Origin of the sequence: Mesorhizobium sp. M0195 (assembly GCF_040322115.1) — a bacterium.
Lineage (GTDB): Bacteria > Pseudomonadota > Alphaproteobacteria > Rhizobiales > Rhizobiaceae > Mesorhizobium.
In genome coordinates, this window is record NZ_JAMYSV010000005.1 from 99,525 (window position 1) to 125,365 (window position 25,841).

Here is a 25,841-nt window from a genome sequence, read left to right on the forward strand (position 1 = left end):
CAGACTGGCAAGCCGCGCTAATGATCTGGCATGACCGAATTGAAGCCGCCCTACCTTGCCTTTGATCCAGCCACGCGCAGCCTGCGGCTCGATCCGCACGAGCCGGCTTTCTTCCACAATCCATACGAGGCCTACACCTTCCTGCATGGCGCATCGAACGCCTTCTTCTGGGAAGAATTTGGCTTCTGGTGCTTTGGCGGCTTCGACGATGTCAACCGTCTGCTGCGCGATCGCCGCTCCGGCCGCCAGAATCCGGCCGGCATTCCGGACAGCCGAGGCATCGGCCAGGACCGTACGCATCTCAGCGCATTCGACGGCGTCGAGGCCAATTCGATGCTGGAGCTGGAGCCGCCTGTCCACACACGGCTCAGAACGCTGGTCAACCGCGCCTTCGTCTCGCGCCAGATCGAGCGGCTCAGGCCGCGTGTCGAGGCGCTGGCCAACGAACTGATCGACCGCTTCGAACCAGGAGAAGTCGACCTGCTGCCGGCGCTCGCCGCTCCCTTGCCGATCACCATCATTGCCGAGATGCTCGGCGTGCCGGTCGATATGGGGCCGCAGCTGCTCGACTGGTCGCATCGGATGGTCGCCATGTACATGCACGGCCGCACCCGCGAGACCGAAGAGACGGCCAATCGCGCGGCGCGGGACTTTTCGCATTTTTTGCGTGGCTACGTCGCCGAGCGGCGAAAGAGGCCGGGCGACGATCTTCTGTCGCTGCTGATTGCGGCGCAGGAGGACGGCCAGAAACTGTCGGAGGACGAGCTGGTATCCTCGGCCATCCTTTTGCTCAATGCCGGCCATGAGGCAACTGTCCACCAGACCGGCAATGCGGTGCGGTCGATCCTCGCACAAGGCGGCGATCCACGCCGCTTCTTCACCTCGTCGGAAGCAACAGCCGCGACGGTCGAAGAGTGCCTGCGCTTCGACGCGCCGCTGCACATGTTCACGCGCTACGCCTATCAGAAGGTCGAGGCCGGGCCTGGTATCGTCGTCCAGCCGGGCGAAACGATCGGTCTGCTGCTCGGCATGGCCAATCACGACCCGGTGGCCTTTGCCGAGCCCTTCGCCTTCAGGCCGGGCCGCGCCGACCAGAAGAACGTATCGTTCGGCGCCGGCATTCATTTCTGCATCGGCGCGCCGCTCGCCCGGCTCGAATTGCAGGTGTCGCTGAAAACCCTGTTCGACCGGCTACCGCAGTTGCATCTTGCCGAACAGCCGCGCTTGCGCGACACCTATCATTTCCATGGGCTGGAAACGCTCGCCGTGCGCTTTTGAGCATTCGTCCGGCAGGCTCAGCCGCAGGGGTGATTAAAGCTTGATCACATACTCCTTGCGAGTCGTTTCAAACACTTCCCAGCTGCCCTTAAAGCCTGGCCTCAGCACGAAGCTGTCGCCTGCCCTGACAGTGCGCGCATCGCCGCCGTCTTCGGCGATCACCGAAACCCCTGACAGGATGTGGCAGAACTCCCACTCATCATATTCGATGCGCCATTTGCCTGACGTCGCTTCCCAGACGCCGACATAAAGGCCGCCGTCCTGTTCCTCGACATTCCAGGTGCGGAATTTCGGATCGCCCGAAATCAGGCGATCCGGCGCCGGCGCGCCAAGTTCCGGTTCGACGGTGTCGACGCCGACGGAAAGAAATTTCGGCGTGGTCATGGCGATCAAACCTTGGCGAGAGCCTGTTCCAGATCGGCGACGATGTCGTTGACGTCCTCGATGCCGACCGAAAGCCTGACCGTGTCCGGCCCTGCCCCGGCGTTGATCTTCTGCTCGTCGGAAAGCTGGCGATGCGTGGTCGATGCCGGGTGGATGACCAGCGACTTGGTGTCGCCGACATTGGCCAGATGCGAGAACAGTTCGAGCGCCTCGACGAACTTGATGCCCGCCGCATAGCCGCCCTTCAGCCCGAATGTGAACACCGCGCCGGCGCCAAGCGGCGAGTACTTCTTCTGCAACGCGTTGTTCTTGTCGCTGGGCAGGCCGGGATAGGACACCCAGGCGACCTTGGGATGGTTGGAAAGCCATCCGGCGACTGCGGCCGCATTGTCGCAGTGGCGCTGCATCCTCAGCGGCAAGGTTTCCAGACCGGTCAGGATAAGGAATGCGTTGAACGGCGAAATCGCCGCGCCGATGTCGCGCAGGCCGAGCACGCGAGCAGCGATGGCGAAGGCGAAATTGCCGAAGGTCTCGTGCAGGACGAGGCCGCCATATTCGGGGCGCGGCTCCGACAGCATCGGATACTTGCCCGACTTCGACCAATCGAACGTGCCGCCGTCGACAATGGCGCCGCCGATCGAATTGCCGTGACCGCCGATGAACTTGGTCAGCGAATGCACGACGATGTCGGCGCCATGCTCGATCGGCCGCAGCAGATAGGGCGAGGCCAGCGTGTTGTCGACGATCAGCGGCAGGCCGTGCTTGCGGGCGATGTCGCCGATCTTCTCGATGTCGACGAAGACGCCGCCGGGATTGGCTAGGCTCTCGATGAAGATTGCCTTGGTCCTGTCGTCGATCTGGCTCTCGAAGGTCGAGATGTCATTGGTGTCGGCCCAGCGCACCTGCCAACCGAAATTCTTGAAGGCGTGGCCGAATTGGTTGATCGAGCCGCCGTAAAGCTTTGTCGCTGAAACGAAATTGTCGCCGGGCTGCATTAGATTGTGGAAGACCAGCACCTGCGCGGCATGGCCGGAGGCGACCGCAAGGCCTGCCGTGCCGCCTTCGAGTGCCGCGATGCGCTCTTCCAGCACCGCCTGCGTCGGGTTCATGATGCGGGTATAGATGTTGCCGAACGCCTTCAGCCCGAACAGCGAGGCGGCATGGTCGGCATCGTCGAAGACGAAGGAGGTGGTCTGGTAGATCGGCGTCGCGCGTGCGCCGGTCGCCGGATCCGGCTTGGCGCCGGCATGGACGGCGAGCGTGTTGAAACCGGGCGTGCGGGCCATCGAAAAACCTCCCTCAATGGTGAGTGGTGAATGGTGAATGGTGAATGGTGAATGGCAAAGTCGGCCAGCCCCACCCTGATTGCAAGCGGCTCATATGCCGCCTTGCCCGCCTTCCAGAAAAATCTTTCTATTCACCATTCACTATTCACTACCTACTTCTGGCGAACGCCGAAACTCTGGAACCCCGGCCGCATCAGCGGCTTCTTCGACGACAAAACGCCGGAATTGACGCCGGTCCAGCCGATCTCGCCGGACAGCTTGCCATATTCGATCTTGGGGCAACGGTTCATCACCACCTTGATGCCGGCGGCCTCGGCGCGCGCGGCGGCCTCGTCATGGCGTATGCCAAGCTGCATCCAGATGACTTTCGGCAGCGGATCGAGCCGCAACACCTCGTCGACAATGCCCGGCACGGCAGCGGAAGCGCGAAACACGTCGACCATGTCGATTGGCTCTGGAACATCGGCCAGCCTGGCATAGGTCATCCGCCCGAGGATTTCCTTGCCGGCCTGGCCGGGATTGATCGGGAACACCGAAAACCCTTTGCCGAGCAGATATTTGAGCACGAAATAGCTCGGCCGCACGTCATTGGCCGACGCGCCAATCATGGCGATGGTCTTCACCGAATTGAGGATGCCGGCGATATAGGCGTTGTCGTAGGCGTCGTGGTTCATGCCTCGTCATACAGCGCTTCAGAGTGAGGTGCCAACAGCCGAGCAAGTGGCTTGCAATGGGCCAGGGAGAACGTCGTCAGGCCGGCAGCGAAATCGATCCGTCTTCCGCGACCGGAAAAGCCGGATTGTGCGCGACTTCCCAGACATGCCCGTCGGCATCGGCGAAATAGCCGTACCAGCCGCCCCAGAAGGCGCGCCCGGCCGGCTTGACGATCTTGCCGCCAGCCTTCTCAGCCGCCGCAAGCACTTCGTCGACCTCGGCGTCAGAGCGGGTGTTGTAGGCGAGGTAGACGGCCGACGGCGCCTTCGAGAAGCTGACGCCCGAATCCTCTTCGGCGCTTGGGCGCGGAAACAAGCCAAGAATGGCGCCGCCCATCTGGAAGAAGGCAACGCCGTCGGTGATCCCGGCATGGCGGGTCAGGCCCATCGCCTCATAGAAGCGCGTCGCACGGTCGAGATCGTCGGTGGCGATGGTGACGATGGAGATGCGCGGTTCCATATCCGCCTCCTACTCCTCCGGCCATTCCGGCTTGCGCTTGCCGATGAAGGCGCCAATGCCCTCTTCCGCATCGCGCGCCAGCATGTTCTCGACCATGACGCGCCCGGTGTAATCATAGGCCTCGGCCAGCCCCATTTCTGCCTGTTCGTAGAAGGCTTCCTTGCCGATCTTGACGACCAGAGAGGATTTGGACGCAATGGTTTGCGCGTATTTGGTGACAATCTGATTCAGATATTCGCGCGGCACGACGCGGTTGACCAAGCCGAATTCCTTGGCGGTTGCCGCATCGATCGTCTCGCCGGTCAAAAGCATCTCCATGGCGTGCTTGCGCGAAACGTTGCGCGACAGCGCCACCATCGGCGTCGAGCAGAACAGTCCGATATTGACGCCAGGCGTGCAGAAGGTCGCCTCGTGCGAGGCGATGGCGAGATCGCAGCTGGCGACCAACTGCAATCCGGCCGCCGTCGCCAGGCCGTCGACTTCGGCGATCACCGGCTTAGGATGGCGAACGATCGCCTGCATCAGCGCGGCGCAGGCGGAAAACGTCTTTTCGAAGAAGCCCCTGCCGCGATCGGCATCGGCGCGGTGCGCGCTCAACTCCTTGAGGTCGTGCCCGGCGCAGAACACTTTGCCGGTCGCCCCAAGGACGATGACGCGGACGGATTTGTCGGCCTTGGCGCGGTCGAATTCCGCCGTCAGCGCCGCCATCACTGCAAGCGAAAGAGCATTGGCCGGCGGATTGGCGAGCGTCAGGCGCAGCACGCCGTTGTCCAGCCTGGAGACGACCGGCCCTTCGGCAACGGCAGGCTTGATGGCGACGATTTCGGCCATGATCATTCCTCTGCGATTCCGGATCGATGATGGACTAATCTAGTATGCCGCCTCGCTTCGTCCAACTCCCTCGTCCGCTACTGCCCTAATGAATGGCTGTTGCCAGAAACGCCACGTCGCGTTCATACAAGCAGGGCGCAAACCGGGAGACTGAAATGCCCGCCCACAGCAATCTCAAGCCGGTGCTGACGGCTGCCGAAATCAACGCGCTGATGGCGACCATTTTCCCGCAGCTCAACGACCAGTTCACCTTCTACGAGGCGTTGGAGGTGTTTCCAGGCGGCTGTGTCGTGCGGCTCAACGCCGACGAGCGCCATTTGCGTCCCGGCGGCACCGTGTCGGGTTCGGCGCTGTTCACGCTGGCCGACATAGGCGGTTATGTCTGCGTGCTCTCGCATGCCGGACCGGATGCGCTTTCGGTCACCACCAGTCTCAACATCAATTTTGTCCGCAAGGCCGAGGGTGGTCCTATCGACGGCCATTGCCGCATCCTCAAGCTCGGCAAGAGCCTGATGGTGTTCGATATCGACATCGTCGCCGGCCCGGAGGGACACACGGTAGCGCACGCAACGGGCACCTATTCGATCCCGCCAAAGCGGATTGATGGTGTGGTAAAATAATACCTTTCATCCAAGGCATTGTTTTTGCTGGATTTTGATAGCTTGCTGACATTTCACGCGCCTTGACGCAGTCGCCGTCCTCTCCTATAAGCCCTCACGGAACAGCGGCCCGCAAAGGCCGCCGTTTTGTTATTGGCGGCGGGCAAGCGCCTTTCGCCAATCCAAGCAACAAGAAACGCCTTCTTTTGAAGGTCCGAACCGAAAGCAACAATTCATGGCAACCTTTTCGCAGAAGCCTGCGGATGTGGTGAAGAAGTGGGTGCTGATCGACGCCGAGGGTCTCGTCGTCGGCCGTCTCGCCACTGTCATCGCCAATCATCTTCGCGGCAAGCACAAGCCCACCTTCACCCCGCACGTCGACGACGGCGACAACGTCATCGTCATCAATGCCGACAAGGTGGTGTTCACCGGCAAGAAGTTCACCGACAAGGTCTATTACTGGCACACCGGCCACCCCGGCGGCGTCAAGGAGCGCACCGCGCGCCAGCTGCTCGAGGGTCGTTTCCCCGAGCGTGTCGTCGAGAAGGCCGTCGAACGCATGATCCCGCGTGGCCCGCTCGGCCGTCGCCAGATGAAGAACCTCCGCGTCTATGCAGGCACGGAACATCCGCATGTCGCCCAGCAGCCCGTCGTCCTCGACGTGGCCAAGCTGAACGCCAAGAACAAGAAGGTTTCGTAAGATGGCTGAGCTTTCCTCGCTCGCAGAACTCGGAGCTGCCACCGGCAATACCAACACCCAGCCGGCCGCACCCGTCCATGTCCAGAAGCTCGACAAATCGGGCCGCGCCTATGCCACCGGCAAGCGCAAGAACGCCATCGCCCGCGTCTGGGTGAAGCCCGGCTCCGGCAAGATCGTCGTCAACGACAAGGTGTTCGCCGAATATTTCGCGCGCCCGGTGCTGCAGATGATCCTTAACCAGCCGATCATCGCCGCCAATCGCGCCGGCCAGTACGACATCGTTGCCACCGTCATCGGCGGCGGCCTTTCCGGCCAGGCCGGTGCCGTGCGCCACGGCATCTCCAAGGCGCTGACCTATTACGAGCCGGCGCTGCGCGCCGTGCTCAAGAAGGGTGGCTTCCTGACCCGCGACAGCCGCGTCGTCGAGCGCAAGAAGTACGGCAAGGCGAAGGCCCGCCGCTCCTTCCAGTTCTCGAAGCGTTAAACAGATACCTGTTTTCTATCGATTTTTTCAAAGGGGCTGCGTATTTCGCAGCCCCTTTTCTTTGTCGACATAGCAGTCCCGCATCTTCAGGTGACCTATCGTAATATTAGTAGTATCTTAATTACCGGCGCGTTCTATATCCCAGGGCAGCAGCCAACTCCACAGAGCGGGAGCTGTGCACGTTGCGACGCGCCGGTAACCCGACGCTCGCGAAGGAGGGAGGCAATGCGCATCCATTCCAGCAGTGTGTTTCTAGCAGCTGTCGCCGCCACTTGGGCATTCGCCGCGCCTGCGGCCGACAAAAGCGACAAGCAGCTGATCGAGAATGCGATTAGAGCGGCACCGGCGGCTGTCGGCAAAAACGCCGCCGTCGTGAATTGGGAGATGAAAACGTTGAGGAAGGGCACCAACGGTTTCACTTGCATCCCGGACGACCCGGGCACTCCCGCCGACGACCCAATGTGCACGGATGAGAACGGGATGGCGTGGATGCACGCGATCATGTCCAAGAAGGAGCCGCCGGCAGGAAAAGTTGGTTTCGCCTACATGCTAAAAGGAGGCGATGCGGCCAGCAATACCGACCCCTTTGCAACCAAGCCGCCGGAGGGGGCCGAATGGCTGCATGATGGTCCGCACGTGATGGTCATGAACGCACCAGACATGATGGCCTTGTATCCCCACGAGCCGAACCCCACACAGCCATACGTCATGTTCCCCGACACGCCCTACGCGCACCTGATGATCCCAGTCAAATAGATCAAGCAAGACCTGCCGCGAAGCGTAGTGGCGGGTCACCCTGAGGGAAGGGAGCCGCGCTTATTTTCGGGCGCGACTCTTCCGGGTGTCAGGGCTGGCCGGCGGACGCCTTGATGAAGTCAATGAACGCCCGCAACGGCGCCGGCACGAGGCGCCGGCCGGGATAGTAAAGGAACGGCCCGGAGAAGCTCTGCCACCAGGGTTCAAGCAGCGGTTCGAGCGCTCCGCTCTCGAAGTGAGGACGTAGCCAATCCTCGAACAGGCTGATGATGCCCGTGCCGGCGATGGCTGCATCGACTTTGAGGTCAGTCGCCCCGCCCAGGGTCACGAGAAGCGGCCCCGTCGGGTCGACCCGCACCACCTCGCCGTCGCGCTCGAATTCCCACGGCGGCATCGCACGGCTGGCAAAGCGGCCGCGCAGGCAGGCGTGGCTGAGCAGGTCGCGCGGGTGTTGCGGCCGGCCATGACGATCCAGGTAGGCCGGGCTGGCGGCGGTGGCGAAGCGCTGCACGCGCGGTCCGATCGGCACAGCGATCATGTCCTGCTCCAGCCGCTCCTCATAGCGAATGCCGGCGTCGCACCCCGCCGCCAGCACATCGACGAAGCTCTCCTCCGAGATCACCTCCAACCGGATGCCTGGATAGGCGGCGAGAAAAGGCGGAACGATGCTGGGCAGTACCAGCCGCGCCGCGCTGACCGGCACATTGAGGCGCAACGTACCTGCCGGCCTGTCGCGAAAGCCGTTCACTACGTCGACGGCCGACTCCACCTCGGTCAAGGCAGGACCGAGCCGCGCCAGCAGGCCTTCGCCGGCTTCCGTTAGGACAACGCTGCGGGTCGTCCGGTTGAGCAGCCTGACACCGAGCTGCGTCTCCAGGCGCCGCACCGCCTCGCTCAAGCCGGACGCACTGCCGCCGCTGGCGCGTGCCGCATCCCGAAAACCTTTGGCGCGCGCTACGGCCACGAAGGCGTTCAGGTCCCCGAGATCAATCTGCATTGTTCGTCATTCCGCACAGCCCGTGCGAATTGTACCCAATTATCATGAGATCGGACAGCGTCTATCTGTGCACCGTTCCTGAAGGAGAAAGACAATGTCCAGTATCGACCAGTCCGGCACATTCATCTTCGGCGACCGCAAAGTCAGACGGCTCGGCTACGGCGCCATGCAGCTCGCAGGGCCCGGCGTCTTCGGCCCACCAAAGGACCACGACGCGGCATTGGCCGTGCTGCGCGAAGCCGTTGCACAAGGCGTCAACCACATCGACACCAGCGACTTCTATGGCCCGCACGTGACCAACCTGTTGATCCGCGAAGCGCTCGCACCCTATCCTGACGACCTCCTTATAGTCACCAAGATCGGCGCCAGGCGCGGCCAGGGCGGATCGTGGCTGCCGGCCTTCTCGGCCCAAGAACTCACCCAGGCGGTGCACGACAATTTGCACAATCTCGGGCTCGACGTGCTGGAGGCGGTCAACCTTCGGATCATGTTCGACGCGCATGGCCCCGCCGAAGGGTCGATCGAGGCGCCGCTTGCGACGCTCGCCGAGCTTCAGCGACAGGGCCTCGTGCGCCACATCGGGCTGAGCAACGTCACCGCTGCGCAGATCGCCGAAGGCCGCAGGATTTGCAAGATCGTCTGCGTGCAGAATCAGTACAATCTGGCGCATCGGGGCGACGATGCCTTGATTGACGATCTCGCCCGCGACGGCATCGCCTATGTGCCGTTCTTCCCGCTTGGCGGCTTCAATCCGTTGCAGTCGTCGACCTTGTCCAAGGTCGCCGCACGCCTCGGCGCCACGCCCATGCAGGTCGCGCTCGCCTGGCTGCTTCGCCGCGCGCCCAACATTCTTCTGATCCCAGGCACGTCTTCCGTCGCGCATCTCAGGGAGAACCTCGCCGCGGGCGATCTCGCGTTGTCCGAAGATGCGATCGAGGAATTGGACAGTATCGCCGGCAATGTCCCCGCTCACGCGTAGCGCCGCAATCGCTCCGGGTCGTGCCGGGCGTTAGTTAATGCTAGCCGTATTCGCCGGCTCGGCCGGGCGCTTCTCACCGGCGTAGGGCACGCGAAAACCGTTCGCCGCCAGCCAACCGATGGCCGCCTTCGGTTCGTCAGTCTGGATGATGGTGGCGCCGCGCTCGACCCAGAAGCCATAAGTCTCGCGCGGCAGGCTGCCCGCAACCGCCAGCTCGTCGCCGCGACCGCCGGCGAGGAAGCCGCCTGGCTTGTTGACGATGGCATAGGTGTCGGCCCAGATGTGCCAGTCGCCCCTCACCGCCAGCGCGCGCATGCGCGAGCTGAACAGCGGGCCGCCGGTCTCCGTCAGCGTCTCTGATCCCATGCGCCAGTTGATCATCTCGACTGCGCGCATCGGGAAGGCCCGGCTGACTTCCTCGGCAAACATGGCGTCGCGAACCGCGTCATCGGCGATGATCGGCATGAACTGGAAGCCGCTACCGATCTCGGCCATGGCAGCCTTGACCCTGGCGATCCTCTCCGCATTCCACAGGTTCTCCTTGACGATCACCTGTTCGGCCATGCCGAGATCGCGAGCGACGGCGACCATGCCGGCGAGGCTTCCGGTGTCGAGCTTGTTGTCGAGGTTGACGAGAATCCTGTCCCTGGTCGCCACCAGCATCTCGCGCAACGTCGAGACCGTCTCGCCCGTAACGGCGCCGGTGCCTTCGATCACCAATCGGCAGGTCTTGAGTTCGGCCAATGTGCGGTTGACCACCTCGCCCTTGCAGGTCGTGGTGCGGTCAAGCCAGCTGTCATGCATGACGACGAATTCTCCGTCCTTCGAGCGCCTGATGTCGACCTCGACGATTTCGGCGCCCATTGCGATCGACGCCTCGACGGCGGCGATCGAGTTTTCGGGATAGAGCGTCTTGCCGGCCTGCATGCCGCCGGCGCGGTGCGCGGCCACCATCACATGGTCGCGCCATTGGTTGGCGTGCTCGAAACGGTCGAGAATCTGCCTGGCGCGCGTTTCACCCGCCAATGCCTGGCCAAGGGAGACCGCCAGCGCCGCGGAAAGCAGAAGGCTCAGCCAAATTGTTCGCATGAGACAAGTCGTTCGCACGAGAATCGCTCCGTACCGGGATCGCACCCCGGTTAAGCGATGCCCGTGACAGGCAGGTGAACGAAGCCGGCTTCGCAAACGCAGAAAAATCAGATCAATGCCGGCCGAAGCAGCCGTTGGCGGCTACTTTCGGTTATTTACCAGGCAATCTCCGGGCCGGCCATGCGGGGTTCGCCTGGCGAGCAAGGATTTGTGACCGGATCGAATGGCCGTGATCCTCCGCAGGGGTCGCAATTCTGAGAATTATGTCCAATAAGGTTGCGCGTCGACGCACAGGAGATCGCTTCATGCCGCCAAGGACCATCGATCACGCCTTCACCACCCGCTCCAGGACAGGCGCGTCGTTCGAGCCGACCTATGCCGGCGCGCTGTCGTTCATGCGGCGCAAGTATTCGAAGGACGTGAAGGGCGCCGATGTGGTGGTGTGGGGCATTCCCTTCGATGCGGCGGTCACCAATCGGCCGGGCGCTCGTTTCGGACCGCAGGCGATTCGCCGCGCCTCGGCCATCCTCGACAACGATCCGCAATATCCGTTTTCGCGCGACCTGTTCGAACAGCTTGCTGTGATCGATTTTGGCGATTGCCTGCTCGACAGCGGCAATCACCAGAAGACGCCTGCCACGATCGAGCGCGAAGCGGCAAAGATCTTGAAATCCGGCGCCTTTCTGCTTTCACTCGGCGGCGACCATTTCGTCACCTGGCCGCTGCTCAAGGCGCATGCCGCCATCCACGGCCCGTTGGCTCTGGTGCAGTTCGACGCACATCAGGACACCTGGCCCGACGATGGCAAGCGCATCGATCACGGCTCCTTCGTCGGCCGTGCGGTCAAGGAGGGCATCATCGATCCCGACCGCTCCATCCAGATCGGCATCCGCACCCATGCGCCCGACACGTTCGGCATCAAGATCCTATATGGCCATGAAGTGGAGGAAATGCGGGCGTCCGACATCGCCTATGCCATCGTCGACCGTACGGGCGGCAAGAAGACCTACGTCACTTTCGACATCGATTGTCTGGATCCGGCTTTTGCGCCCGGCACGGGAACGCCGGTCGCGGGAGGCCCGTCTTCGGCAAAGATCCTGTCGGTGCTGCGCCAGATCAACCAGGTCGATATCGTCGGCGCCGACGTCGTCGAGGTTGCGCCAGCCTATGATCACGCCGATATAACGGCAATTGCCGGCTCGATGGTGGCCATGCACTATCTCGGGCTGCTGGCGGAACGAAAGGCCCGGCTCGAGGACATGAACCAGGGCAATCACAGCGTTGCCGGATTGAATCAGGCAAGCGGCATATAGCTTTGAGATAACAGGAATTTTGGCAGGCAATGAAACCGAAAATCTTCATCGACGGCGAGCACGGCACCACCGGTTTGCAGATAAGGGCGCTGCTTGCCGAGCGCGGCGACCTGGAAATCATCTCCATCCCGGCCGAACGCCGCAAGGAAACGGCAGCGCGCGCCGAGTTCCTCAATGCCGCCGATGTTGCGATCCTCTGCCTCCCGGACGCGGCCGCTAAGGAAAGCGTTTCGCTGATCGCCAATGACACCACCAAGGTGATCGACGCCTCGACGGCGCATCGCGTCGCCGAGGGCTGGGAATATGGTTTCGCCGAAATGGACAAGGACCAGGCGAAGAAGATCGCTTCGGCGAAGCGCGTCGCCAATCCGGGCTGCTGGCCGCAAGGACCGATCGCGACGCTGCGGCCGCTGGTTGCGGCGGGGCTGTTGCCAGTCGATTTTCCGGTCACTGTCAACGGCATTTCCGGCTATTCCGGCGGCGGCCGGCCGATGATCGAGGATTATGTCGCCAAGGGCGAGGATGCGCCGGAATTCCTGCCCTACGGGCTGACGCTGCAGCACAAGCACGTGCCTGAGCTCAGGACCTATGCCAAGCTTTCGCACGATCCGATCATGCAGCCGGCAGTCGGCAATTTCGCGCAAGGCATGATCACCGTGGTGCCGCTGCAACTCGGCGGCCTCGACCATGTGCCGACCGGCGCGGAGCTTCATGCGGCAATCGCCGATCATTTCGCTTCCATCGGTGGCGGCGTGGTCGAGGTGGCGCCGTATCTGCATCAGGAACGCATGCCCGACATCGATCCGGAGATCTACAACGGCACCAACCGGATGAAGCTCTATGTCTTTGCCAACGATAACAGGGCGCAGGCGCTGCTGATTGCCGTCTACGACAATCTCGGCAAGGGCGCCTCGGGCGCCGCTGTGCAGAACATGGATCTGATGCTCGGCCTTTGAATGGATGCGCCGAGATTTCCAAAGCGCTGGAAGGTCGGCGCGCCGGAGCTCATTACCGAAACGTTCAGTAGCCGCATCTGGAAAGTTGTTCGCGAGGACGGCTCACCGGCAATCGTCAAGGATCTAAAGCCTTTCGACGATGTGGAGGACGAGTTGCGTGGCGAGCATTTCCTCGCCTGGCGACGCGGCGAAGGCGCGGTGCGGCTGCTCGGCCGCGACGGCCACTGCATGCTGCTCGAATACGCCGGCGAAATCTCGCTGTCACAGATCATTGCTGATCAGGACGACAATGCCGCCACCGCCATCGCGGCCGAGGTGATGGCAAGACTGGTCTCGCCGTCGAAGCACGCCGCCCCGCCGGACCTTCAGCCGTTGCGGAGACGGTTTTCCAGCCTGTTCAAAAAGGCGAAGGCCGATCGCGCCGGCGGCGAAAAGAGCCTGTATGTCGAAGCTGCCGAAATCGCGGAACGGCTGTTGTCCAATCCGCACGACGTACGGCCGCTGCATGGCGACGTGCATCACGACAACATCATGCACGGTCCACGCGGCTGGCTGGCGATCGATCCGAAGGGCGTCCTCGGCGACCCGGGTTTCGACGCCGCCAACATGTTCTACAACCCACTCGACCGAGATGATCTTTGCCTCGATCCGAGGCGGATCGCCCATATGGCGCAAGTCTTTGGCGCTACGCTCGGCCAGACGGGGCCTGCCGTACTGGACCACGCCGTTGCCTATGGCTGCCTGTCGGCTGCATGGCACCATGAAGATCGCAATGCGGTCGACGAAAACCGCGAGCTGGCGATTGCCGCGGCAATCCGGCGGGTGCGGCTCAGCCTCTGAGAGCGATCTCGTGGGGCAGCGGGTAAGCGCCCTTGGTACCGCGCCAATGCGCGGCGGCGAAGCCCAGCAGAACCAGCGCGAATGCCTGATGCGTCAGGGCCATGTGCAGCGGCACCTGCATCAATAGGGTGCCGATGCCGATCGATGCCTGCACCACGACAATCAGGAACAGCAGCGTCGCGCGTCGGGCATGCGTCGTGCCCGGCAGACGCCGGCGTGTCGCAATCATGTGCCAGAGCGCGACCGCGAAGATCGTGTAGGCGCCGATCCGGTGCACGAACTGCACTGTCTTCGGATTTTCGAAGAAATTGCGCCACGCCGGCTCGAGCAGCAGCAGGTCGCCAGGGACCAGCTTGCCGTCCATCAGCGGCCAGGTGTTGTAGCTCAAGCCGGCGTCAAGCCCCGCGACCAGCCCGCCGAGATAGATCTGGACGAGCGCCAGCAGCACCAGAAAGCCGGCCAGACGTTGCGTCGAGCGGTCGGCGGCAGGTTCCGAGTGCGGCGCCAGCCCACGCGCGACAACCATGGTCGCCGTGAAGATCAGCGCCGCCAGCGTCAGATGCGTCGCCAGCCGGTATTGGCTGACCGAAACCCGGTCAACCAGGCCGGATGCCACCATCCACCAGCCTATCGCGCCCTGCAGCCCGCCGAGCAGGAGGATGCCCGACAATCTCGTGCCGAGGCCCCGCTCAATGCAGCGCGTCACCCAGAAGAACAGCAGCGGCAGGGCGAAGACCACGCCGACACTACGTGCCAGGATACGATGCACCCATTCCCACCAGAAGATCGACTTGAACGCCTCGATGCTCATGCCCTTGTTGAGTTCGGCATATTGCGGGATCTGCTGGTAGCGCAGGAACTCCTCCTGCCACTCGGAATCGTTGAGCGGCGGGATGACGCCGTGAATCGGCTGCCATTCGGTGATCGACAGGCCGGAATCGGTGAGCCTCGTAGCGCCGCCGACCACCACCAGCGCAAACAGCACGAGCAGCACGACATAGAGCCAACCGCGCACCAGTGCACGATTGCGAAGGTCTCGATCGCGGGCGGCGAAGGGCGCGTCGTCGGATATGGCAGCAGCCATGGGTTTGTCCCGGCAGTTGAAGTCGCGGATTGGTGAACCATCGCAACCCGGCTTGCAAGGCCGGGCGACGCGGCACGCCGTCGCGCCGTTTCTGGCGGGTTGCGCGCATTCGCCGTTCGGCCTAAGCGATAGCGATCAACGAGATCGCGCCATGCCCATTCGCCTGAAAAAGCTGATCGGAAGCTTCCTGCTGGTAGTGCTGGTCGTCGTCTATGCGCTGGTCGCCTCGATCGTCGCGGTCGCCCAACTGTCGCAGTCCGGGCCGCTGGCGCACTTCATCTTCTTCCTGCTGAGCGGGCTTTTGTGGGTGCTGCCGGCGATGGGCATCATCAAGTGGCTGATCCTCGAGCCGCGGCCGAAGGGCCGAGGCAACAGTTAAATCGTCACCACCGTCTTGCCAGCATTGGCCAGCGGCGTCGTCACGCCCGACAACATGGTTCGGATGTGGGCGATGCTCTGATAGCGGCCGTTGACTGAAATGCGCGGCAGGGCATGCAGGAACCCGGCATGCTCGGCGCGCAGTACGCCGTGGCGGGTCGTCACCGCCGACGCATAGCCGGCATCGCGGACAAGGCCCACTTCGCGGCGGCCGACTGCGCTGGCATGACCGTAGGGATAGGCGAAATGGCGGGGCTCCTCGCCGAGTTTGGCCTGCAATATGCGCTTGACGTCGCCGATCTCATGCCGCGCGTCGCTCTCGGAAAGCCGCTTCAGATTGCAATGATTGACGCTATGCGCGCCGATCGTCACCAGCGGGTGCCCGGCCATGGTGCGGATCTCGTCCCAGCTCATCAGCGTGCTCGGACGCGGACCGCCCAACTCGATGCCGTTCGAGCGCGCCAGATCGCGCAACACCGCACGCTGGTCACGCTCGCGCACCTTCAGCGTCAGATACCCGTGCAGGCGCGCATTGGCCTGGACCTTTTTTCCCAGGTTCGAGCAGTCGATCGTCACCGGGCCGTCCGGCGTCGTCAGCGTCAGGCGATCGCGCGCATTGACGATATCCTCAACCACGTCCCACCACAGATCGGCAGCGCCGTCGATCAGTCCCGGCGCGACGTAGATGGTGATCGGCGCGCCGTGCTTCTCCAGCACCGGCAGCGCCTCGGTCATGTTGTCTCGATAGGCGTCGTCGGCGGTGATCGTCGCGAACTGGCCGTCCTTGTCGCCGGCCCTGATGCGCTCGATCGCCTCGTCCAGCGTGACGAACCTGTAGCCGTTCGCCTTCATGTCGGCGATCACGATATCGAGGAACCCAGGCGCGATGTTCAAGTGGCGGTTGACGCCGTTCGGCTTTTCCGGCGTCGCGGTGACCCGATGCAGCATCAGGATGACGCCAAGGCCGCCGATAAACGGCTTGGCCAGCGGCGCGAGACCGGAATAGCGGGCGAGATTGAGCGCCAGTTTGCGAATTGCCTCGCCCCCGTCGATCATTCATTCACCTTTTGCGCCTAAGCTCATCAAGCATGGAATGCGCCTGCGCGGACCCCCAATCGCGACGAATACGCCCTAAGGATTGAGGTATGGTTGACGCCACCGCGTCATTTGACGGCAATCGGCTGGCAAGCAGCGAGGCGTCGCCGTATACCTCGCCGGCCGGCAAAGCCGGCTTGTCGATCTCGGTTGCCGATAGGGCGGCGCTGGCGGCGTACGCCGAATTCTGCCGTTCGGCGCTTTTTGCCCCGGCGCAGAGCGCAGGCTGGATCCTGAACTGGGCCGCACATACCGGCGCCGACGTTGTCGTTGCGACGCTGCGCGCCGACAACAGGCCGGTTTTCTCGTTGGCGCTGGAGGTCACTCGCAGTGGAGCGTTCCGCGTCGCCCGGTTCATGGGCGGCCGCCATGCCAACGGCAATTTTGCCGCCGCCGACCCGCAATGGCTGGCGAATGCCGATAACGCGGCGATCCGCGCTATGCTGGCTGCGATTGCCAAGGTGCGGCGTGATATCGATCTTGTTGCGCTAGAGCGGCTGCTGCCCGATCTCGACGGCGTTGCCAACCCGCTCTCCGCCTTGCCGCATTTTTCGAGCCCCAATCTGTCTCTGGCCGCCGGTCTTGTAGGAGGGTTTGATGCATTGCTCACCCGCGTGAGCGGCAAGCGCAGGCGCAAGAAGCATCGCTCGCAGGCGCGCAAATTCGGGGCCGTCGGCAGCCATTGCCGCATCGAGGCGAGGACTGCGGACGAGGTGAACAGGCTGCTCGACGCCTTTTTCGAGATGAAGGAATTTCGCTTCCGCAAGATGGGCATCGCCAATGTTTTCGGTGAAGCGGAGGTGCGTGCTTTTTTTCGCTCGCTGTTTACCGACGCGCTCCAAGAGGAAGATCCGTCCTTCGTGCTGCATGGGCTGGAAGTCGCCGGCAAGCTTCGTGCGGTCACCGGATCGAGCCGCTCGGGCAAGCGGCTGATCTGCGAATTCGGGGCGATCGCCGAGGACGAACTCGCACACACCAGCCCCGGCGACTTCCTGTTCTTCGAGAACATCCAGGAAGCCTGCGAGGCGGGTTTTGAAATCTATGATTTCTCGGTCGGTGACGAACCCTACAAGCGATTGTGGTGCGATGTCGAAACGCAACATTTCGAGGCGCTGGTTCCGCTGACGCTGAAAGGTCGCGCGCTGGCGCTTGCGCTCAGGCCCGGCGCAAGCCTGAAAGCATTCATCAAGCACAGCCCAATGGTCTGGAAGCTGACCAAGCTGCTGCGCCGCAAGGCCGTGGGCCAGACAGCACCGGCCGCAGGCGAAGACGACAGCTGATTTCGATTTGAGAAAAATGCCTCAGGCCGCCGAGCGCCGTCCCGGCATTGGCCCCGGCGCCACATGGCCGATTGGCGTGACCAGCGTTAGGTCGGGATAACCGCTCTCGATGAGCGCGACTGCGGCTTGCGTCACCTGGTCGTCCGGCTCCAGCATGGAGAGCAGCACCTCGGTGCCCTCGCCCACCAGGCGGCTGATGCCTTGCGCGTCGGCCGGCCCGCATTCGACCACAACCAGATCATAGGCCGTGGTTAGCGACTGCATGATGATCGGCAGCCGGTCGGCGGCGCGCATGGCACGGACCGGATCGGCTGTGCCGACGGGAATCACGTGGCAATCCGAATAGAGATCGGGGTGGATCACATCGCTGAACTGCGCTTGCGAGGCGAGCAGATCGGTGATGCCCGGAAACAGCCCGCTGTCCAGCATCGGCCGCGAGGCAGCACCCGAAGCGGTGAGATCAAGCAGCAGCACGCGTAGCCCAGCGTCGGAGACTGCGCGCGCCACCAGCACCGCCGAGGCAGCCGCCTCGTCGCCTTCCGGTGACACGAATATGGCCCGGGCTGCACCGGTGGCGATCAGTTTTTCCGCGGCCTTGTCGATGTCGATCTCGCCGAGGATAGAACGTGCCGGTTCAATGTCTCCAGCGGCCATTTCAGAGTACTCCGGTTCGATTTTCTCGGCAGCCGCTTCCGCCACCGCGACGGGTTCCGGCTCCACTTTGGTTTCAATGATACTGTCGTCGTCGGTCTCATCGATCTCGGCGACTGCCGGTTCGGACCGCGCAACCGGCGGGTCGGGCTCGGCCAATGCGCGTTCGGCCTGGACAGCCGGCATCGCAACCTGCTCGATGTGTTCGAAATGGGCACCGGCGGCCGGACGCATGGCGCGGCCGGAAAACAGTTCCTGCAGCAACGTGACGATCGCCATGATGAGCAACGAGCCGACAAAGGCCGCGCCGACAATCGGACCAATTTTGGGGAAATAGGGTTCGGTCGGCGCCCGGGCCTCCGAAAATAGGCGAGCGTCGACAGGCAGGTAGTTGCGATCCTTGCGTGCGGCCGCCTGGAGATAGCTGGACGAGTAGAGATCGAGTTGCTGGCGCTTGGTCGCGGCATCGCGCTGCAGCGCATCGAGTTCCACCTGCTCTTCGCCGGCGCGGGCGGACGCCGCCTTCAGCGTGTTGACGTCGGCCACGAGTTGAGCCTCCCGCGCCTTCGCCGTCTCGGCCTGCGCCATCAGACCCTTCATGATCTTTTCCGCTTCGTTGCGGATCTGGCGGTCGAGATCGGCGAGTTGCGACCTCAGCGCCCGGATGCGCGGATGGTTGTCGAGCAAGGTGGTGGAAAGGTCGGCGATGTTGTTCTTGAGTTCGACTTGCCGCTCGCGCAAGCGCTGGATCAGTTCGGACGACAACACCTCCGGAACGGCATCCAGTGAGCCGCCATTGCGCAACGCCCTGCGCACGCTGTCGGCGGTCGCTTCCGCTGAAGCGCGGTTGGCGCGCACCCGTGACAATTCGCTCGACAATTCGGACAGCTGCTGGGTGGCAAGCACCGAATTGTTGCCGCCCATCAAAAGATCCGACTGGGCACGGAATGCGGCAACCTTGGCTTCCGCCTCCTTCACCCGATTCTGCAGATCCGCGATTTCCGGCGCCAGAAAGTCGGTGGCAGCGGAATTCGATTCGAGCTTGGCGTTGCCCTTGGATGCGATATAGGCGTTTGCAATGGCGTTTGGGATCGCGGCGGCAAGCTGTGGATCCTCCGACGAGAACTCGATTGCTATCGCACGGGTTTTTTCGACGCCATAGACGTTGAGCTTCTCATGCATTGCGTCCAGCACGCGCTCTTCCAGCGGGATCTCGAAGGGATCGCTTTTCAAGCCAACGAGGACGAGGGTGCGGCTCAGCGCCGACATCTTCAGCGCCTCGTCGAATTCGGGCAACTTCGCCAGGTTGAGCTTCGCCGCCACCTGTTTGAGGATGTCGGGGGACGAGATGATCTGGACCTCGGTGGCCACAGCCTCTTCGTCGGGAATCGACCGTTCGTTGCCGTTGGCCCCGGCTGGCCGCGTGAACTCCGATTCTCGAGGCCCGATCTCCAGCTTGGCTGCCGCCTTGTATTCGGGCGTTGCAAGCCAGGCGAGCGCAAAGGCCAGGCCGGTTACAACCAGCGCGACGACAAGGATGCGCAACCAGTTTCGCGCCAGGCTGGCGAAAAGCTGCCTGAGATCGATGTCGACATCTGCGGCCGCGGATTGAACGGACATGCATCCCTGCTCCGGTACTGAGTCAGCATGCACCGTAAACAACTATGGTAACTCAGCCGTTAATATCGCGGTAAGAGCCTGTTAGGCTCTACTAACAAGCCGCAAACAAGAGGCTGAAAACGATCTGCATTTGTCGATCCGGCCCGTATCGGCCGTGCGCCTTTACCGGCCATTAACCCTAACAGGATGATAACCGAGCTCGATCGTTAAGGTTTGCCGCAGAGTCGCCGGCTATTCAAAGGTACGTGTCCGCTCATGAAAAGCACTGCTCCCCTTTTCCGCGCGCTGCTTGCCGTATCGATGCTTTCGGGCTGCTCCAGCTACCGGCCGACGCCGGCCGCATTCCATGAAGTTCTTGACCAGCCCTATCGCCTCGGCGCCGGCGACCGCGTCCGCGTCACAGTGTTCGAGCAGGAAGGATTGACCAACACCTACAGTGTCGACCAATCCGGCTATCTCTCGCTGCCGCTCGTCGGCAACGTGCCGGCGCGCGGCCACACCGCCCAGCAGCTCGAGGGCGAGATCGCCGAGAAACTGCGCCAGGGCTATTTGCGGGATCCTGACGTTTCGGTCGAAATCGATCGCTATCGACCGATCTTCGTCATGGGTGAAGTGGGTGCGGCGGGCCAGTATTCCTATGTTCCGGGCCTAACCGTGCAGAAGGCCGTCGCCATCGCCGGCGGGTTCACGCCACGCGCCAACCAGGAAAGCGTCGACATTACCCGCGACATCAACGGCAAAGTGATAACCGGACGCGTGGTGACCTCCGACCCGCTACTGCCCGGCGATACAGTCTATGTTCGCGAACGCCTGTTTTGATGTGCTGACCAAGTGGCGGACACACTCAGGATCGTCCACTGCTTTCGCTCACCGGTCGGAGGCATCTTCCGGCATGTGCGCGACCTGACCGAGGCTCAGGTCGCCGCTGGCCATGCCGTCGGCATCGTCTGCGATTCGACGACGGGCGGCGATTTCGAGGAACGGCTGTTCGAACAGATGAAGGGCAGCCTGGCGCTCGGCATTCACCGCACGCCGATGCAGCGGCATGTCGGGCCAGGCGATCTCGCCTCGGCCCGGCGCACCTATAGAATCATAAAAGAATTGCGGCCGGACGTGCTGCACGGGCATGGCGCCAAAGGTGGCGCCTATGCCCGTCTGTTCGGCTCATTGTTGCGGGTATCCAGGTCTCGCGTAGCCCGCCTTTATTCGCCGCATGGCGGCTCGCTTCACTATGACGAGACCACCGCCATGGGGAAGCTGTTCTTCGCGCTCGAGCGCTTCATGGCTCGCTTCACCGATTGCCTGCTGTTTGTTTCCGACTATGAGCGACGGACTTATCGCAGGAAGGTCGGCGAGCCGCCGATTCCGAACGCTCTCGTCCACAACGGCCTGCGCGCCGCCGAGTTCGAGCCGGTGCGGACCGAGCACGGTGCGGTTGACCTCCTCTATATCGGCATGATGCGAGACCTTAAAGGCCCGGACATCTTCATCGATGCGCTGGGGCTAGCCGCAACACGGCTCGGCCACCCATTGAAGGCGCTGATGGTCGGCGACGGCGACGACCTGCCGCGCTATCGCGCCCAGGTGAATCAGCTCGGCCTCGAGGTCAGCTTCCTGGCGCCGATGCCGGCCAGGCTCGCCTTCAGGCTCGCCGAACTGGTCGTCGTTCCCTCGCGCGCGGAAGCCATGCCCTATATCGTTCTGGAAGCGCTCGCCGCCGGCAAGCCGATCATCGCGACGTCGGTCGGCGGCATACCGGAAATCTTCGACACCGGCTCGCCTGCCCTGATCCGGCCCGACCCGCGCGAACTTGGCGACAAGATAAGCGCCGCATTGGCCGATCTCGACGCCTACAAGGGCCTGATGCCCGGCATCGCCGACCTCAAGGCACGATTCGGCGCCGATGTAATGGCCGCTGAAATCGAAAAGGCCTATTTTGCCGCGCTCAAAAAATAGAGCAACGGGTTTCCACCGGGCTGCTCCTGGTGAAAGCGTCTCCAAAGCCATCTGTTGTTTCAAGGGTTTCTTAGCTCTCTTTTGCTATTCACCTGAGGGAAACCTGCGGACGCCCCATGAACGAAATCGACCCCGCGCGCCGTTTTTCGCTAGACGCGGTGCGCAAATTCAACGCCCCTGCCGAGAACAACACGGCCGGCGGCATGAACGACGTCGCCCGCCAGGTCGCCTCGCAATACCGGCGCGATACGATGTCGCCGATCATGGTGAGCGGCGTCCTGCGCATGGCGGAATTCGCGCTGCTGTTGGTGTCAGGTCTTGCCGTCTATTTCTACTACGTCGGCTTTTTCAACTATCTTGCCTGGCAATACTCCCTGACGATCGCCGCCACCTCGTTCCTCGCCGTCGTTCTGCTCGACGTCACCGACTGCTACCAGATCGTCGCCCTAATGCGGCCGATCGCCAATTTCGGCCGGCTCCTGCTGGTCTGGGCCGGAACGTTCGCCTTGATGGCGCTCACCGCCTTCACCATGAAAATGTCGGAAGACTATTCGCGCCTGCTCTTCGGCACGTGGTTTGTTGTTGGCTTCGTGCTGATCCTGGGTCTCCGCCTGGTGATGTCGAAGCTGATCCGGCGCTGGGCGCGCGATGGGCGGATGGAGCGCCGCGCCGTCATCGTCGGTGGCGGCAAGGCGGCGGAGGTACTGATCCGCTCGGTCGAAAGGCAGCCCTACAACGACATCCGCATCTGCGGCATCTTCGACGACCGCGGCGACAAGCGGTCGCCGCCGGTTGTCGCCGGTTATCCCAAGCTCGGCACAATTTCCGAACTCATCGAATTTGCCCGCATCGCGCGCATCGACATGCTGATCGTATCACTGCCGCTGATCGCCGAATCGCGCGTGCTGCAGTTATTGAAGAAGCTATGGGTGCTGCCGGTCGACATCCGGCTGTCGGCGCATTCGAACGCGCTGCAGTTCAGGCCGCGCGCCTATTCCTACATCGGCTCGGTGCCGATGCTCGATATCTTCGACAAGCCGATCAACGACTGGGATTCGGTCGCCAAGCGCGCCTTCGACATCGTCTTTTCGATCATCGGCATCATCGTGTTCTCGCCGGTGATGCTGGCGACCGCGATCGCGATCAAACTCGACAGCAAGGGGCCGGTGCTTTTCCACCAGAAGCGGCACGGCTTCAACAACGAGATCATCGAGGTCTATAAGTTCCGGTCGATGTACACCGACAAGGCGGACCCGACGGCGAAGCAGACCGTGACAAAGAACGATCCGCGGGTCACCCGCGTCGGCCGCTTCATCCGCAAGACCTCGATCGACGAATTGCCACAGTTCTTCAATTCGCTGTTCGGGTCGCTGTCGCTGGTGGGTCCGCGCCCGCACGCCATTGCCGCGCAGTCGCACAACCTCCTCTACAATGAGGTGGTCGACGGCTATTTCGCCCGTCACAAGGTCAAGCCCGGTGTGACCGGCTGGGCGCAGATCAATGGCTGGCGCGGCGAGATGGACACCAACGAGAAGATTCGCATGCGGACGGAATACGACCTGTATTACATCGAGAACTGGTCGCTCCTGTTCGACCTCAAAATCCTGTTCCTGACGCCGATCCGCCTGCTCAACACGGAAAACGCATATTGAGCGCGACGGCCTATGAATTGCCGGCGGCGGCGGTCAACGCCAAGCTGATCGCACTGATTGCGTCAGGGGCGGTTTTCCTCGGCGTCTTCCTGTCCGGCTTCGTCATTGCCGAGCCGGCACCGTACGACGTCTATATGATCGGGCTGATCGTGGTGTGGCCCTTGTTCGGAATGCGCATACAGCGCGCGGGGGTACCGCTTCTGGTGCTGCTGTTGATCATGAACATCGGCGGCATGATCTCGATGACGCAGATGTCGGACCTCGCCGGCACGCCGCTCTATCTCGCCGTCTCGCTGTTCCTGGCCTTAACCGCGGTTTTCTTCGCTTCGGTAACGGCGGTCCGGCCCAGTCTCTATCGGGTGATCTTCGTCGCCTATGTGGTGTCGGCGGTGCTGACTTCGCTGGTCGGCATAGCCGGCTATTTCCATGCCTTTCCGGGAGCCGAGATCTTCACCAAATACGACCGCGCCGCCGGCGCGTTCCAGGACCCGAACGTGTTCGGGCCTTTCCTGGTGCTGCCGGGCGTCTACGTGCTCTATCTGCTGCTTACCGGCTCGGTCGCGCGCATGCCTGTATTGGCGGTGCCGCTGCTGATCATCACCGCCGGCATCTTCTTTTCCTTTTCGCGCGGCGCCTGGGGCATGTTCGCCGTTTCGGCGGTCCTGCTGACCGGTGCCTTGTTCCTGCAGAGCGCCAGCGGCAAGTTCCGGCTGCGCGTCGTCGTCATGACCATCGCCGCCGTCGGACTGCTGGTCATCGCAATGATCGTCATCCTGCAACTGCCGGGCGTCGCCGAGATGTTCTCGAACCGCGCACAGCTTGAACAAAGCTACGACACCGCCCGCCTCGGCCGCTTCGCCCGCTACACGATCGGCTTTCAGATGGCACTGGAGCATCCGTTCGGCATCGGCCCGCTCGTCTTCGGCAAGATGTTCGGCGAGGACACGCACGACATCTGGCTGAAGATGCTGATGGATTACGGCTGGCTCGGCTTCGTGTCGTTCCTGACGCTGACGTGCTGGACGATCGCCGCCGGCTTCCGCATTCTGCTGCGCGACCGGCCGTGGCAGCCTTATCTTCTATGCGCCTACGTCGCCTTCATCGGTAATATCGGGCTCGGCACCTTCATCGACATCGACCACTGGCGCCATGTCTACCTGCTGCTTGGCTTGATCTGGGGTGCCATCGCGCTCGAATACCGCCACCAGTGGCAGCTGCGGGCGGCGCAGCGACCGGCAATGCCCGTTGCTGTCGCTTCAGGCAGGACAGCAACCGAATTCGGTTGACCGGACCCAGTCTATCACGATACATCGCGACCGGTCCGGAGTGTAGCGCAGCCCGGTAGCGCACTTGACTGGGGGTCAAGGGGTCGTCGGTTCGAATCCGGCCACTCCGACCATTAAAATCCAAAGGCTTAGCCAGTTTTCCCCCAAACTGGGCTGTACAGACAATAGCCGCACTGCAGCCAGCGCAACGTACGCAGGCGCGTGATCTCATCGAAGAATCGATCACGATCACTCGTGCGCGAGGCACGGAGGCTGGCGGCTAGCCAGAAGCCCACCGAGAAACCGCGCGACAGTGGCTAGGCGACGTTTGCTGCGTACGCCAACCTTTATCGTGAGCCCGTATTCCAGCTTCAATAAGAAAAGGTCCCGCCGCACATGCCAGAACGGCGGGACTCGATCAGGCGCCTTGCATCAGGCAGGGGTGACTCGGGGGTTTGGGCATGCCCGGTGCGCGCGGATCGTAGTGAACCCTAGGCCCATCCGCTGCAATGCGTCCACCAACCGTCGGTTGGAAAGAACTAAATCAATCCCGATGGCTGGCCTGGCCTGAACAGGCGTGCTCAAGGCTCAGTTTCTTCCCGCGGAAGAGCTTTTTGGTCAGGACAATCAGGATAGGGCAATTCTTCACACGGAGGGGGCCTGTGGCCAACTCTGCCATAATGTTCCGCGAGTTTTGCGAAACCGTAGGCGAAGGCGAAGAGAAGCGCGAGGATAACCGCTATTCGGACGGCCATACCGTATTGTAGCAGGATCCTCGCATTGGAGCGCGCCGCGTTTTGGTACGTTTGAATGTTGAGTTCGAAAAACGTTGGCTTTATTTGAATTGCCGTCGTCCGCAGTTGTAAGGGCGAGCGGACGCTACGAAGATGCCACGCGCTTTCGCCCTTAGGGGAGAGATGCAATGTCGCTTCAAGGGGTTGCCTGTCCTGCCGAGCTGACCATGTTGACCAAGGCACTTGATGCCCGATGCCGTGAACTAGGCCTCGCTGACGGCGATCCAGGCAGAGAAGTGCTCGGCCGCAGGGTGATGGATTTGTTCGAAAGTGGTCAGCTCAGCGCCGAAGACCTGAGACTGGCTCTGAGCGGCGAGATCTTTAACGCCAAAAATCCTCCGGCCGGAGCCAGTGGGCTTTGATACGGCAAGCGGCTATCCGCGCAGCCATTTGAATTACTG

General features: G+C 62.5%; 26 protein-coding genes and 1 tRNA gene. 17 read left to right on the top strand and 10 right to left on the bottom strand.

Going from position 1 to position 25,841, the window contains the following annotated elements:
* Positions 1–30: 30 nt before the first annotated feature.
* On the top strand, positions 31–1,278 hold the full coding sequence (locus tag NKJ12_RS13345) for a cytochrome P450 (RefSeq protein ID WP_352703084.1): 1,248 nt from the start codon (positions 31–33) through the stop codon (positions 1,276–1,278).
* A 33-nt stretch (positions 1,279–1,311) separates the two neighbouring features.
* On the opposite strand, the gene NKJ12_RS13350 is transcribed toward NKJ12_RS13345, so the two are convergent.
* The 5 genes from NKJ12_RS13350 to NKJ12_RS13370 all read right to left on the bottom strand — a co-directional run bounded on the left by NKJ12_RS13350 (position 1,312) and on the right by NKJ12_RS13370 (position 4,952).
* Positions 1,312–1,662, bottom strand: a complete 351-nt coding sequence (locus NKJ12_RS13350) for a cupin domain-containing protein (RefSeq protein ID WP_352703086.1) — start codon at positions 1,660–1,662, stop codon at positions 1,312–1,314.
* A 5-nt stretch (positions 1,663–1,667) separates the two neighbouring features.
* Positions 1,668–2,948, bottom strand: coding sequence for an O-acetylhomoserine aminocarboxypropyltransferase (locus NKJ12_RS13355; RefSeq protein ID WP_023674650.1), 1,281 nt, complete (start codon positions 2,946–2,948; stop codon positions 1,668–1,670).
* A gap of 152 nt (positions 2,949–3,100) precedes the next feature.
* A complete protein-coding gene (locus NKJ12_RS13360; protein WP_352703088.1) occupies positions 3,101–3,622 on the bottom strand; it encodes a CoA-binding protein in 522 nt (173 codons plus the stop codon).
* Positions 3,623–3,698: 76 nt separating this feature from the next.
* Positions 3,699–4,121, bottom strand: a complete 423-nt coding sequence (locus NKJ12_RS13365; RefSeq protein ID WP_352614133.1) for a VOC family protein — start codon at positions 4,119–4,121, stop codon at positions 3,699–3,701.
* A gap of 9 nt (positions 4,122–4,130) precedes the next feature.
* Positions 4,131–4,952 (bottom strand): enoyl-CoA hydratase, encoded by an 822-nt coding sequence (locus tag NKJ12_RS13370; protein WP_352703091.1) that lies wholly within the window; start codon positions 4,950–4,952, stop codon positions 4,131–4,133.
* 155 nt (positions 4,953–5,107) lie between these two features.
* On the opposite strand from NKJ12_RS13370, the gene NKJ12_RS13375 reads away from it, so the two are divergent.
* The 4 genes from NKJ12_RS13375 (at position 5,108) to NKJ12_RS13390 (ending at position 7,491) form a co-directional block, all read left to right on the top strand.
* Positions 5,108–5,572, top strand: coding sequence for a PaaI family thioesterase (locus NKJ12_RS13375; protein ID WP_352703093.1), 465 nt, complete (start codon positions 5,108–5,110; stop codon positions 5,570–5,572).
* 214 nt (positions 5,573–5,786) lie between these two features.
* Positions 5,787–6,251, top strand: a complete 465-nt coding sequence (gene rplM / locus NKJ12_RS13380; protein ID WP_023674645.1) for a 50S ribosomal protein L13 — start codon at positions 5,787–5,789, stop codon at positions 6,249–6,251.
* Between the two features lies 1 nt (position 6,252).
* Entirely contained in the window at positions 6,253–6,735 is a 483-nt protein-coding gene (gene rpsI, locus NKJ12_RS13385) for a 30S ribosomal protein S9 (protein ID WP_023674644.1), read from the top strand.
* 225 nt (positions 6,736–6,960) lie between these two features.
* On the top strand, positions 6,961–7,491 hold the full coding sequence (locus tag NKJ12_RS13390) for a hypothetical protein (RefSeq protein ID WP_352703095.1): 531 nt from the start codon (positions 6,961–6,963) through the stop codon (positions 7,489–7,491).
* 88 nt (positions 7,492–7,579) lie between these two features.
* Here the strand turns inward: NKJ12_RS13390 and NKJ12_RS13395 are convergent, their stop codons facing one another.
* Positions 7,580–8,488: a LysR family transcriptional regulator gene (locus tag NKJ12_RS13395; protein ID WP_352703097.1), complete on the bottom strand. Its 909-nt coding sequence runs from the start codon at positions 8,486–8,488 to the stop codon at positions 7,580–7,582.
* A 94-nt stretch (positions 8,489–8,582) separates the two neighbouring features.
* Here NKJ12_RS13395 and NKJ12_RS13400 point away from each other — a divergent pair, with 94 nt between their 5' ends.
* On the top strand, positions 8,583–9,467 hold the full coding sequence (locus tag NKJ12_RS13400; RefSeq protein WP_352703099.1) for an aldo/keto reductase family oxidoreductase: 885 nt from the start codon (positions 8,583–8,585) through the stop codon (positions 9,465–9,467).
* 30 nt (positions 9,468–9,497) lie between these two features.
* Here NKJ12_RS13400 and NKJ12_RS13405 read toward each other — a convergent pair whose 3' ends face one another.
* The gene (locus tag NKJ12_RS13405) at positions 9,498–10,556 is read right to left on the bottom strand and encodes a glycerophosphodiester phosphodiesterase family protein (protein WP_352703102.1); all 1,059 of its coding nucleotides are present in this window, start codon (positions 10,554–10,556) and stop codon (positions 9,498–9,500) included.
* A 305-nt stretch (positions 10,557–10,861) separates the two neighbouring features.
* On the opposite strand from NKJ12_RS13405, the gene speB reads away from it, so the two are divergent.
* Genes speB through NKJ12_RS13420 form a run of 3 tightly spaced genes read left to right on the top strand, consistent with a single transcriptional unit; the run spans position 10,862 to position 13,665 of the window.
* Entirely contained in the window at positions 10,862–11,869 is a 1,008-nt protein-coding gene (gene speB, locus NKJ12_RS13410) for an agmatinase (RefSeq protein WP_352703104.1), read from the top strand.
* Between the two features lie 29 nt (positions 11,870–11,898).
* On the top strand, positions 11,899–12,825 hold the full coding sequence (argC, locus tag NKJ12_RS13415) for an N-acetyl-gamma-glutamyl-phosphate reductase (RefSeq protein WP_352703106.1): 927 nt from the start codon (positions 11,899–11,901) through the stop codon (positions 12,823–12,825).
* Entirely contained in the window at positions 12,826–13,665 is an 840-nt protein-coding gene (locus NKJ12_RS13420) for an aminoglycoside phosphotransferase family protein (RefSeq protein WP_352703108.1), read from the top strand.
* On the opposite strand, the gene NKJ12_RS13425 is transcribed toward NKJ12_RS13420, so the two are convergent.
* Positions 13,655–14,749 carry a COX15/CtaA family protein gene (locus NKJ12_RS13425; protein WP_352703110.1) on the bottom strand — a complete coding sequence of 365 codons (1,095 nt, stop codon included), beginning with the start codon at positions 14,747–14,749 and terminating at the stop codon, positions 13,655–13,657. The two genes, NKJ12_RS13420 and NKJ12_RS13425, sit on opposite strands and share 11 nt — an antisense overlap.
* 151 nt (positions 14,750–14,900) lie before the next feature.
* On the opposite strand from NKJ12_RS13425, the gene NKJ12_RS13430 reads away from it, so the two are divergent.
* Positions 14,901–15,128: a DUF2842 domain-containing protein gene (locus NKJ12_RS13430; protein ID WP_254817582.1), complete on the top strand. Its 228-nt coding sequence runs from the start codon at positions 14,901–14,903 to the stop codon at positions 15,126–15,128.
* Here the strand turns inward: NKJ12_RS13430 and NKJ12_RS13435 are convergent.
* Positions 15,125–16,183: a polysaccharide deacetylase family protein gene (locus tag NKJ12_RS13435; RefSeq protein ID WP_352703112.1), complete on the bottom strand. Its 1,059-nt coding sequence runs from the start codon at positions 16,181–16,183 to the stop codon at positions 15,125–15,127. The genes NKJ12_RS13430 and NKJ12_RS13435 overlap by 4 nt on opposite strands.
* An 89-nt stretch (positions 16,184–16,272) precedes the next feature.
* On the opposite strand from NKJ12_RS13435, the gene NKJ12_RS13440 reads away from it, so the two are divergent.
* Complete coding sequence (locus NKJ12_RS13440; RefSeq protein ID WP_352703115.1) at positions 16,273–17,502, top strand: GNAT family N-acetyltransferase; 1,230 nt, start codon at positions 16,273–16,275, stop codon at positions 17,500–17,502.
* A gap of 21 nt (positions 17,503–17,523) precedes the next feature.
* Here the strand turns inward: NKJ12_RS13440 and NKJ12_RS13445 are convergent, their stop codons facing one another.
* Entirely contained in the window at positions 17,524–19,773 is a 2,250-nt protein-coding gene (locus NKJ12_RS13445) for a GumC family protein (protein ID WP_352703117.1), read from the bottom strand.
* A gap of 255 nt (positions 19,774–20,028) precedes the next feature.
* Between NKJ12_RS13445 and NKJ12_RS13450 the strand changes: the two genes are divergently transcribed.
* The 6 genes from NKJ12_RS13450 (at position 20,029) to NKJ12_RS13475 (ending at position 25,802) form a co-directional block, all read left to right on the top strand.
* Positions 20,029–20,592, top strand: coding sequence for a polysaccharide biosynthesis/export family protein (locus NKJ12_RS13450; RefSeq protein WP_254817578.1), 564 nt, complete (start codon positions 20,029–20,031; stop codon positions 20,590–20,592).
* Between the two features lie 12 nt (positions 20,593–20,604).
* A complete protein-coding gene (locus tag NKJ12_RS13455) occupies positions 20,605–21,729 on the top strand; it encodes a glycosyltransferase family 4 protein (protein ID WP_352703120.1) in 1,125 nt (374 codons plus the stop codon).
* A gap of 116 nt (positions 21,730–21,845) precedes the next feature.
* Positions 21,846–23,381: an undecaprenyl-phosphate glucose phosphotransferase gene (locus NKJ12_RS13460; RefSeq protein WP_352703122.1), complete on the top strand. Its 1,536-nt coding sequence runs from the start codon at positions 21,846–21,848 to the stop codon at positions 23,379–23,381.
* Positions 23,378–24,667, top strand: coding sequence for an O-antigen ligase family protein (locus tag NKJ12_RS13465; protein ID WP_352703124.1), 1,290 nt, complete (start codon positions 23,378–23,380; stop codon positions 24,665–24,667). Before NKJ12_RS13460 ends, NKJ12_RS13465 begins: the two co-directional genes overlap by 4 nt.
* 36 nt (positions 24,668–24,703) lie before the next feature.
* Positions 24,704–24,780, top strand: a tRNA-Pro gene (locus NKJ12_RS13470).
* A gap of 827 nt (positions 24,781–25,607) precedes the next feature.
* Entirely contained in the window at positions 25,608–25,802 is a 195-nt protein-coding gene (locus NKJ12_RS13475) for a hypothetical protein (RefSeq protein WP_254817574.1), read from the top strand.
* Positions 25,803–25,841: the final 39 nt, after the last annotated feature.